The 11,311-nt window shown below is 39.7% G+C and carries 5 protein-coding genes; all 5 read right to left on the bottom strand.

The window, feature by feature from the left end; genetic code table 11:
* Positions 1-79 precede the first annotated feature (79 nt).
* Positions 80-3,589 carry a family 16 glycoside hydrolase gene (locus tag V7137_RS27250; RefSeq protein WP_335700967.1) on the bottom strand — a complete coding sequence of 1,170 codons (3,510 nt, stop codon included), beginning with the start codon at positions 3,587-3,589 and terminating at the stop codon, positions 80-82.
* A 153-nt stretch (positions 3,590-3,742) separates the two neighbouring features.
* Positions 3,743-4,336 carry a TlpA family protein disulfide reductase gene (locus V7137_RS27245; protein ID WP_335700966.1) on the bottom strand — a complete coding sequence of 198 codons (594 nt, stop codon included), beginning with the start codon at positions 4,334-4,336 and terminating at the stop codon, positions 3,743-3,745.
* 600 nt (positions 4,337-4,936) lie between these two features.
* Positions 4,937-9,400 carry a hypothetical protein gene (locus V7137_RS27240; RefSeq protein ID WP_335700965.1) on the bottom strand — a complete coding sequence of 1,488 codons (4,464 nt, stop codon included), beginning with the start codon at positions 9,398-9,400 and terminating at the stop codon, positions 4,937-4,939.
* On the bottom strand, positions 9,378-10,124 hold the full coding sequence (locus V7137_RS27235; protein ID WP_335700964.1) for a DUF6063 family protein: 747 nt from the start codon (positions 10,122-10,124) through the stop codon (positions 9,378-9,380). Before V7137_RS27235 ends, V7137_RS27240 begins: the two co-directional genes overlap by 23 nt.
* A partial coding sequence (locus tag V7137_RS27230; RefSeq protein WP_335700963.1) for a hypothetical protein occupies positions 10,124-11,311 on the bottom strand: 1,188 nt, incomplete at its 5' end. The genes V7137_RS27235 and V7137_RS27230, both read right to left, overlap by 1 nt.

Raw genomic sequence — 11,311 nt, 5'->3', positions numbered from 1 at the left:
ATTTTATAGAGTTGCAAAGAACCCAGTAATAATTAGCTGGGTTCTTTGATACATATTCTTTGTCTGACTGATTTGTCTGTTATGGCCCTTCTGTTTGTAGCGGCCTGACCACAATATTATCCAGTTCATAAAATCCTTTATCCTTCATGAACATGATTTTATTGGCGCCTTTCTTCAAAGAGATCTCTATTTTGGTGGCCATGAAGCGTCCCCACCCCTGAGTTGTTTGATATTTCAAGGAGTGTACTTCTCCATTGACGATCATTTTGCCGATTGAAGGGCTTAATCCGTTAGCAAACCAAATATCAACGTTATAAGTTCCCGCTTTAGGAACAAAGACTTGATTGAACTTCACATAACTGTCGGCAAAATCGATTCCGCCAACATAGCTTCCTCCGGATGCATTGGATTCGTTAGTTCTCACAGCGGCACGGAATATTTCTGCTTGTTCCGCTTCATATTTAGCTGCGCCAGTATCCGCCAATTTCTCTGTCACTTCTGGGAAATAAGTAATACGTAAGTTCTGTGCTCCGTAAGGAACCAGAGTAATATTTTCAGTCGGCTCCGTCGAGAGAATAGGACCTACAGGCGGCTCGGCAGCTTCAACATTATTGGTTCTTTTTCCCCACGTTGGAATTTTTTTCGCTTTGGCTATCAGCTTAACAGGAGTCGTATCTTGAACGAACGGATTCTCCGGCATTGGTCCGGTAATTATATCGATGGATTTCTCCGGATGAGCACGGTCAATGAGCAAGCCGTAATTCCAAGGATTATCCGCCTTCACACTATACTCATTGAAACCGAGAGCAGACGCATTGAATCCTGGCAATCCTGCAATTGGCTTGGCTTTAACCTGCCAATTTTCATTCATCTGCAAGGAATACACAAGCGGACCGCGTTCAATTCCAATAGAATTATTGATCCATGTTGTCGTTTTCAGTTTCATCGGTACTTGAAGAACAACGTTGTCACCGCTCTCCCAAATTCTGTTAATACTTACATACTCGCCTGCTTTCACAGCTTGCACAGTCTCTCCATTCACCATTATTGTAGGATTGACCGACCATGCTGGAATACGCAGCTTTAGTGGGAATTGCACTTTTTTTGACGTGGTTATGGCAAAATTGATTTGATCTTCAAAGGGATAATTTGTCGTTTCCTTAATCGTAACGTCTGCCTTTTTCAGTCTAGCTGATACCTGGCTAGGACCGTAAGCAATGACACCGAGTCCTCCGTCTGCAGATGCTGCCCACATATTCTTCACAAAGTATGGCCAGCCCATATGCATATTGAAGCGGCAGCACGGAAAACCGGAAGTAGGCGAAGGCATCATTCCATTGGAATAATTTTGTTTAAAGCCATGATCTGCATAGTTGCTCTCCACTTGATTAGGTAAGGAATAATATTGGTGGTTCTTGATTTCTTTATCCATAGCCCCAGGAAGTGAATTGAAGGCAATTTTTTCTAAATCATCTCCAATGTGCGGATCGCCAAGAATCATCGCAGCTTGCTCATTACTTTGCATCCGCTCTGTAATAGCGCAAAGTTCGACCCCCTGCGTGGAAGAAATTCCTGCAAGCATTTCTGTACCTGATGGCATGCCAGTGATTTGGGTATGATTGGTTAAATTATTAACTCCCTCCTGGAATGCATAACGATCGCTATTGGATTGTGAACGCTGGTAGTAAATGGCCGGCATTTTAATGGCTTCATTCACATTAACCGAATGGGTTGGTTGGAAATCATCTCCAAAATCCTGAAACTTATTATTGTTAAATATGTCTGCTATTGGATAACCCTGCCCTGCTAGCGTATCTGCTAGATTCAGCAAGAACGGGTCCTCCGTACGATTGTACAGCCATAGGACCGTATCGATATTATCTCCAACCCTTATTTTCCCCCAATCCTTTAATGGCTGGGAGGGTAAATTATCGGCTTGATATTGAAAATACTTCGTCATAAAAGGAAGTACGCGTGAATCACCCGAAGCTTCGTAATAATCTTTCATCGCATAAAGAGCTACCATTCGAGGCCACCAATCGTCATTACTAACCGGCCCGAACGAACCATCCTTTCGTTGACTCGCCAAAATGGCGTTGATCCATTTTTGTGAAGTAGCGATGAGTTCCTCATCTTTCAACGTATAAGCAAGAGCGATCAAGCCTTTTAAATAATAAACAGGGCGTTCCCAATCAGAATCCGCTGCAGTCCCTTCAAGCCATGCTGCATTGGTTCCCAGCTCGCTGTACAGATCCTCTGCATAACCTGTAGCTCCGTCCCTCTGTAGCTCCAGTTGCTTGAGAAGCCAGCCTTTAGCCTCCACCGAACCGAGAGGTAACGGCGTAAACGGCGTCTCTTTGAGCGGATTTTTGTTTGCAACCGGTTCTTTGAATGATTTATCCGGAACCACATATGCACTTGCAATAAAGTCATCAAAAGACGGTTGCGATTGGTGAATTAGCAAACCAACTCGACCTTTACCGAAGGAACTTCTTTTGTAATCCGTATATTGAATGACTGGAGTGTGTGTATCGTTTACATACACCTTAATATTTTTTTGGCTAGTTATGACTTTCAGATGGTAAAACTTATTCGGATCGATACTATCAAACACTTTCAATGATTCAAGAACCTGTTGCTTATTATTTTTTATTTGATTAAGTGTCACTGTACCGTCGCCGCTAATGCCGGCATAATAGCCGCGTACATTGTCCTCTTCCGGAGAAACGTTCTTCACTCCGAACAGAAGACCTGCGTCTCCAGTTCCAGTATCTGTAGGAAGTTTGACATTGACTTCCAAAGTCATATCCTCCAACTGTATATCCTCAGCAACTATGTTATTGCTTTCACCCTTATTGACCATTAGGACCCCTGACTGTAATTTCCAACTGCCCTCAACAATATTCCAAGATGCGATTGACTGTTCCGGAGCAATGTCGAACTTATCCTCGAACAATATGCTGCCATCTGCAGTCCTGGCCATGAAATTATCATACGTTGGCAAGGAATTGTACATTCTAACGCCGATACTGCCTTTAGTAAAGGTGCTGTCGATTTGTTCAAGCACCAAGGCATCATTTAAATAGACTTGGATTTTGCTGCCTACAGCAGAAACTTTCAAATGATAAGTAGTATTAGGATTTATTGTAACCGCAGACCGTTTCAACTCGTTCCAGCTGTTGTTCATACGACCCAGAAACACAGACCCGGTTCCATTTGCCGTCATGCCAACATAGTATCCCTTGACATTGTCAGCACCAGGTACAGCGCTGTTGACCCTAAACAATACCCCTGCATCACCATTCTTGTCTGCGAGGCTGAGATCGGTCTCCAATGTAAAGTCTTCAACCGTGGTGTTGTTGACAATAGCTTTATACCCTGCACCTTTACTTACAGTCAATTTACTTGAATCGATCCCCCATGGACCTTCAATCACATCCCATTTATCATTGATTATTGTTTTATCGAAATGATCTGCGAAATAATCGGGGATTTTTTTATTCACAGCGGCTTTAACAGGATACTGGTATACACTCGTAACAAATAACGTCAAAATTAGTAGCTGAACTATCGTTAATTTTATTTTCATCGGTTTCACCACTCTTTTTATATTATTCAAAAAAACACAATGACTCTTTTTGCTATAACGCAGCCCCTTTCTCTCAAATGACTTTCAAGCTACATCACCACGCTTCGTAAAAATAAGAATCTAATAATAAACTCATCTAATAGATTAGAAAGCTTACTTCTCGGCAAGACGATCAATCTTTTCTTCTAGCTCAAGCGAATCTACCAAGTGGAACGTATCGATGATGGTGCCGTCTTTGTCGATAAGAAACATTGTAGGTAGGGCATGTAGTTCATAAAGATCAGCAACGTGCTTATGCTCATCAAGCAAAATTGGATACTGAAGATTGTTTTTCACAATAAAATCATTAATATTTTCGGGCTTTTCTTCGGTGGTTACATTAATTCCGTAGAAGTTGATTTGATCTTTATACTGCGCATAGAGCTTGTTCATCTCCAAATCTTCGACCGAGCAGGCATCGCACCAGCTCGCCCAAAAATTCAAGACAATCGGTTTAGCGCTTTTTCCTCCAATTGAAACATAGGAATCATCTAGTGATTTCAGTGTAAATGGAGGTGCCATTACACCTGATGACCTTGTTGCTTGGCCAGTATCCGCCTGATTTACGATTTTTTCCAAGGCCTTTGCATCTAAACTCTTGACCTCTCCCTTATCAGCTTTTTGGGCTGCAGTGTTGTTTACCGCCTGGAGGGTGGCAAAGGTTACGATGAGTATGATAGCAGCAAACAGCCATATGTTTTTCTTCATAAAAAACCTTCCTTTTCCTCACTAGAATGATAACGCTATCATGAATATTACTGAGAACTTAAACACATCATAAATGGTTTCAGAGCGCATGTATTTGCAATAAACAAAGAATTTTTGTGATTTTTGGCCAAAAAAAAGCAGCACGCTGCAAAAGGCAATTGCCGGATTCAGAGTGTCGCGTTGGAATTTTTCATTTTGATACTTGAGTATACGTCACATGATAAACTCGAATCGCGTCCCCTCCATTCATTTTTAACCAATGAAAGTCAAAAATAAGTAATCCACTACTAATATAAATCTAAGAACGTATAAACTTCTACCAAGGAATGTCCGAGATAAAATTTTTTATGACCCTGTCCTTTTTTGCCTTCTTTCCATATATAAAAGGTGAGAAAAACTTATAGGAGATGGTTAGATGTCTGGCTGGGTAAAATTGACGAAGCAATTTACAAATGATGAATTATGATTTTAACGTTACCGCTTTCCGGCTTTATGTGTGGATTTTACATGTATCTGAAATATAGGCAAAAATAATCTCACCTTCCATATAGAAAGTGAGATTTTTTTAAGTTTATATCTCGAATTTATGTTTGTATTACCTTATTGAACGACAGCCTCTCCATGGTAAATCCGATATGCTGGAACAATCGTGTCCGAAACAATTTCTTTTCCTTTTTCACGAATGAAGTCCAATTTATAATAGGCATCAAATCTTTGGCTGATTTCTGTTTTCACAAGTTCAGGCGGAGTGACGACGATGAATTGGAACTTTAGTTTTTCAGCTACTGCGAAGATCGGGTCAAGGACATGTGCCGATGCAGCTTGTCCGAACGGATTATCACAGACTAAAGGAACCCAGCTATGATCGGTTTCGCTTTTAACGGATAATAACATCATCATCATCACCATTCGGGCTGATAACTTCTGTCCGCCGCTGCCATCGGATTTCGTCTTAGAACCTTGATTAATTGTCTGCCAGGTTGAATAATGCTCTCTTTGCGGTTTCCCGTACATAAAGGCATTATCTGTTCGCATATTATAGACGAGCAGCTCAGGATATCGATTTCGAAGGGATACAAATAAAATTTGCTCATCACTTATGAGTTGTTTTATTTCTTCGTCTAATAATCGATTATTGTCATCAATCATATCAAATTGTTTGGTAATTTTGTTAATGGCAGCTACAAAGTGCTGCTTCAGCAGTGGTTCGATATCTTCAGCCTTTTTAGGTAAGATATCTTCTTTGAGCTGGACGAGCGGAAAGGATCCTCGTTCATTTTTCAGCTTCATTTTCGCAATCATTGAACGAATGGCCTCTGAAATGCTCATCACTTTCATACTGGCACGGCTGGCCCAGAAGTTTTGAGCCTTTTCTGCTCTTTCTTTGTCGCGTTCTAATTGTTCCAATCCACTTTGTGAAAAACGTTTCATATTTTTAACGATGTTCTGGATATGCGTATAATGCCTTGTATCCATATGGTCTAGTGTCGTTAATAATTCATTTTTAAAACGAATCTCCCAATCCTTGCCTTCAATCGTGAGCTTTAAATTACGCAATGATTGATCGATTTTCGCATGCTTCTCCTGACCATCTTCCTGAATCGCTTGATGTTCTTCACACCAGGATATGATACACGCTTTTCCTTGACTCTTAATTTTTTCTAGATCATCATTCGTAAATACTGCAGCTTCCTCTTTTAGGATAACGGATAAGGTTAACAAATCTCCTTCATAACCCGCAATTTTAGTTTCCGTTTCTTTTTGGCGTTTCTCAGCCTGCTTTACTTCCTCTTTCGCTAATTTCGTTTGGTCTTTAATTTCTACTTCCTTTACTTCTAAGTCTAGGTCTTCCCATTGTTCAGGCTGTTTTGCATGTTTTTCGACTTTCTTTCCTGACTTATCACGCAGTTCAATAGCGTGCTTCAAGGACGTTTCCGCTACAGTTACAGCCGTTCCTTGTTCCCGTTCTTCTTTTTCCGCAGTCTTCGCTTCCTTCTGTGCGGTCTGCAGCATATTTTCTAATATACTTAGAGGTTCATCTGGTTCTGTTGCTTTATTCCAATCCTGATCATGAGCATTTAATTTTTTCTCTAATTTTTTTTGCTGCTTTTTTTCGGTTTCTTTTTTTGCTTGAAGAACGAGTAATTCTCTAGCCTGTTCTTCTTTTGATTTTTGAAGCTGCTTTAGCTCTTCGATTCTTCCGTTTATCTCTTGTAATAAATGTGGTGATAAGCGAGGGACCTCTTCACATTGGTCTGCTTTTTCATCAGCAGGAAAAGAGGCTTCTTCAATAAAGAACCTGATCTCCTTTATATTTTGTTCGGTTGTAAGCTTCCATTCTACGTACGTTTGATTCCACTGGTTTTGCAGATCAATTGTATTTTGGTGCTCTTTTCCTATTTCTTGCTGCTGAAGACCTAAGGCTTCCTTTTGCTTCTCTTTCTCTAGTTTCACCCGTTTATTTTCTTGTTGAAGAGTTTTTTCTAGATCAAACTCCTCTAATGTTTCTACATTTCTTGTAAGCTTATCTATCTTACCTTTTGTTTTTTCCATCTGTTCTTTTAACCCAAGCTGTAGTTCTTTTTCCTTTTCTTCTTGTGTTTTAATTTCCTGCAATTGCGTCTTCTTAGAAAGTAGAGCGTTTTGTTCCTGATTGAGAGCTTTTTCGATATCACTAGAAAGCTCGCTCGATAAAAAACGATCGATTTCTTTTAAAATACGACGCAACGAGGTTTCTGTCTTTTCAATTTCAAGGAGCGTATCTTTCTTTTCCTCTATTTGTTTAGCAATCTTTATTTTCCAGCTGGTGAATTGATTTTTATCACTTAATATCTCTTTCTCGGTTCCGTTAATGATCACAAAGGATGGCTGGTGATATTCACTGTTCATTTCCTCACGTAAGAAAATCGGAACAGGACTTTTAAACATTCTTCCTGTAAGAACCTGCTGGTTAATTTTTTGCCATTGCTGCCCGCTTACGACCAACCCGTATGGAAGGAGCGGATACGTGATAAGGGAATGCGCTATTTCCGCTGGGCTTAGTGATTGGAGAAATTGGGTTCCATAAAATACATCTATTCCAGTCTTCTCATCGATCCATTCCTTTAATTCCTTCACATCTTTATTTGCGATCCAGAAGGGCTCATCGTTTAAGGAGTGATCAAGTTGTGTTTCCCAAAGTTCCTTTTTAATTTGTTCAGCTTGTAGGCGGTTATTGCCTAGTATTTCCTCAATTTGCATCCCATATTTTGATAAGATTGAATGAGTAAACGGCGCAGTGACATCATCAAGTAAACCAAGAAGCTTTTCTAATAATTTTGCTTCTTTTTGCTTTTGCACTTCATTAGCTGCCTTTAATTCTTCACATTTTTCCTCTGAAAACTGAATCGATTGGACGAGCGTACCATGTGAAGTGGCAAGTTGATTTTGCTTTTCACTAGATTCTTTTTCTTTTGCTTGCAACTCTACTAAACTAGTCTTTTTGTCTTCAATCTGTTTAAAAAGACTCTCGATCAAGCCCTTTAAGTCATAGGTTAAGCGATCGCCAAATTCATGGATGAGTGCCGCTTCCTTCGACTCAAAGGTATGCATTTGCGTATAAAGAAAATCAATTTCCGTACTAAGCTGAGCAATGTCTTTTGTCTTTTGCTTATCCTGCTGCGAAAGCTCCCCTGTTTTTTTATGTAAGAACTTTTGATACCCCAAATACTGCTTAACACCTTCTTGAATCGATAGAAAGGATTGCTCCCATTGCTTTCTAGCTTCTTGCTTAATTTCATCCATTCTTTGATTCACTTGCTCTAAGCCACTATTTTGTTCCAACGTCGCGATCTGCTGTGAAAGAGAGCGAATACTTTGTTCGTTTTCACTCCACTCTTTTAATAATAGCTGAAAGTCCAGTTGTGCTTTTCGTTCCTGTTTCTCTTTAACGATTGCATGTTTGGAAGTGTGTTTCTCCCTTTCTACCACTAATTTCTTATCCCAATCCATGACCTCTCTGTGAGCTTTTGCAAACTCTAGATTATCTTTTTGAAAGCGTAAATTTGCCTGCCTGATGATTAATTTCTCCAAGTCTTTCTCTAAAGAAAGCTGCGTTTCCTCTTCCGATTGCTTCAAATGCTCTAAGGCACCAAGCAGTTGTCTTCCTGTCTGTATACTTGCAAGTACAATTTCTTTATGTTCTACTCCTTTAGCTAAGTGCTCTTCAAATGGGACAATGTCTTCTAAAAACTCTTTATGGGCTTGTTCTCTTTTCAAGAGTACTGGCAGGTCTTTAGCGATACTTGCCTGGCTCTTGAAAATCTCCACAAGATCGTTCTTTTGATGTTCGGTTCGATGCAACACTTGACTCACAGTAGGAATGATTCGTTTTTGGAACAGGGAATGATCATCCTCAGCCCCCTCGAAATATTTCCCAACTCCGCCTTCATCCTTGTTAATGTCCTTCATAATATCCCAGTCTTTACGGTTAATTCCATATGTATCAAGGATGCGATAGTGCTTCTTCGTATCTCGATAAACGTCATATCCATTCCACTTTAAATAGTCCTTCAAGCCTTCAGTTTCGGCAACCTCACCATTTTCATAGAGTGGAATATGCTCCAGCGCTGCCTCTTCCTTCCGTTCAAATTCTCTTGTATAAAATGTAATAGTAGGGAGGATCTTTGCTTCCTGTTCCAATGTTTTACTTTCATTTCCACTTTCTTCACTCATTGAGATCCTCTGCTCTGCTGAGAACATTCCTCCCGTTACTAGAGACGCGCGGTCTGCGCCGTCCAATTCCCACTGAATGAGAACATGAAAGGTATAGGGAATAAATTGCTCTTTATTGTTAAAGAAAAACTGCTGATAATAACGATTGTTCTGTTTTCCCCATGAAGTTCCAGGTTTGAGTATTTGGAAAATGGTCTGAAGGAAAACACCTTTCCCACCCCCGTTCATCATAGCAATGAGGCCATTTGTTGATGTCTCATCATTATGGAAATTAAAAGTGGTATCTTTATATTGCTTTTGCATGCCATCATACTTGAGGCCGACAATTCTAATTCGATGGATTTTCGGCACGCATATCCTCCTCTGTCGTCATTAATTTTTTTAATAGTTCATAACGATCATAATCGTGATACAAGTATTCAATTCGCTCAAAAAGCTCTTGCTTCGGAATCACCTTAGCTATATCTTCCCGATCAAGAATGACGATCAGCCCCTCCGTCTCTAATAAGCGCATAGCCCCGGCAATTAAACCAATTCTCGTTCGTCTATTGCCTTTTTTTAACCCATAATCGTCCGTATCAACCTCCATGTATTTCCATGTGGTCACAACTTCCTTCATATCAATCCGTTCTTCTTCTCCGAAGGTGGGTTCAACTTTTAGAATGCTATCCCATTTAATCATGAGGTCGTTGACTTGCCGTTCTAATGCGTAGTAGCTAATCCCTTCCCGCTTCATGCGAATTTTTGCCGCCTGGTTGCGGTCTATGGCTGCTAAAAAAGACATAATAACAACGCTTATAAGATGAAAGTGTTTTTTCGTTTCGACTTGCCGATGCTTCTCTTTCAAATGGGTAAAATTCGTAGCAAATACGGATCCAGTTGGCTGGACAACTAAGTGGATGCGCTTAGGCGATTCAATGATATATGTACCTGATTCGTCTGCTAATAAAAGAACCGTCTGTCTCACTTCCGGATCAAAATAAGTCTGGAAGTGTTCACTATTTTCGTCGATTACTTTATCTTTTAATAACGAAAAATAGACAGCTGATGCTTTTTTGATACTTTCTGAATTCATCATTTCTCCTCCTGAACACATATTTTAAAAGGGGTAATTTTCATTTGATACCATAGGAAAGGCTCCGCACGATAATCAAACATTGTATAAATCTTTAAGCCTTCGAACACTTGAAATTGCGGATATTCCTTCATTAATTTATAAAGAAGAATTTCCCTCTCATCTGTTAAGGTTTCTTCCTTTCGATGCAGCACTTGAACCTTCAACGGTTTTTTATCGAACATCATCCACAAATCAATCGTTTCAGATTCTTCAAACCATAAATCCTGCACTTCTAGTGGCATCTCTGCTAAATCAGCTAACGAGAACTCTCCGTTTGTTTGTAAAAATTGAAAAACATAACTCCATGCCTTAATAACAGAATCCCAGTTCGTCACTCGAAGACGAGTAATACTTTCTTCGGCCACATCTTCTATTACGGCATCCGTTAGTTGTATTTCATTGAATTCCTGCTCCCCCCAAATCCAATCAAGTGGTAAAATAAATTCATTCTTCGGTGAAAATAACGGAGAAAGGACTCTTTCTATCGTCTCAAAACGATGAACTCCTTCCTTCATGAACCACTTTTCATAAAAATGCTCTCGAAATGAAACCAGACTGTTTTCCCAAAACAATGAAGGGGTTTCCGCTTTTAATTTCATTTCATAGGAAATATTTTGAATGACTAGCTTAGCAAAACGATCATGCAATTGCCTTGTATGACCAATTTTTTCTTGGAGAAGAATCAATTCTTTTTGAATATAATCATCTTCTTCATTCCTGCGTTTCGTCTTGTCTATCATACTAGTAATGGTACGAAAGTGATTTTTTTCTTCTTCAAATTGTTTTTCAATTTCAACACGATTGTCGGCCCTTTGCCATTCCTCTTCCATCAATAAGATTTTGGGATTGTTGATCATTTCCTTTTGAAATGTGAATTCATTTGCCATTAAGCGGTTTACGCGTGAAATGAGGTGATCGAGGTTTCGAGTAGCTTTTCTAAAATTACCGTTTTTAATTAGCTGCATACTATAGAGTTGTTCAATCGTGATTGAGAATTCTTCAGCCATTTCCCTGCTCATAAAAATCATTTCCTGAGCGACATCTGTGAGTTTATAAACAATGGAGCCGCCAATCTCTAAATTCGTATATAATTCATCCATTGTGACATATCTGAATGTTTGAGTCTCCCAGGATTGTCTTATTTC

Origin of the sequence: Neobacillus drentensis, from assembly GCF_036962765.1 — a bacterium.
In the GTDB taxonomy this organism is placed as follows: domain Bacteria; phylum Bacillota; class Bacilli; order Bacillales; family Cytobacillaceae; genus Neobacillus; species Neobacillus drentensis_C.
The sequence above is the reverse complement of the archived record's forward strand: the minus strand, read 5'-3'. Positions and strand labels throughout refer to the sequence as shown.

Coding starts and splice junctions, on each gene's coding strand:
- V7137_RS27235 (WP_335700964.1), bottom strand. CDS start 10,124: ATGAATTCAGAAAGTATCAAAAAAGCATCAGCTGTCTATTTTTCGTTA.
- V7137_RS27245 (WP_335700966.1), bottom strand. CDS start 4,336: ATGAAGAAAAACATATGGCTGTTTGCTGCTATCATACTCATCGTAACC.
- V7137_RS27250 (WP_335700967.1), bottom strand. CDS start 3,589: ATGAAAATAAAATTAACGATAGTTCAGCTACTAATTTTGACGTTATTT.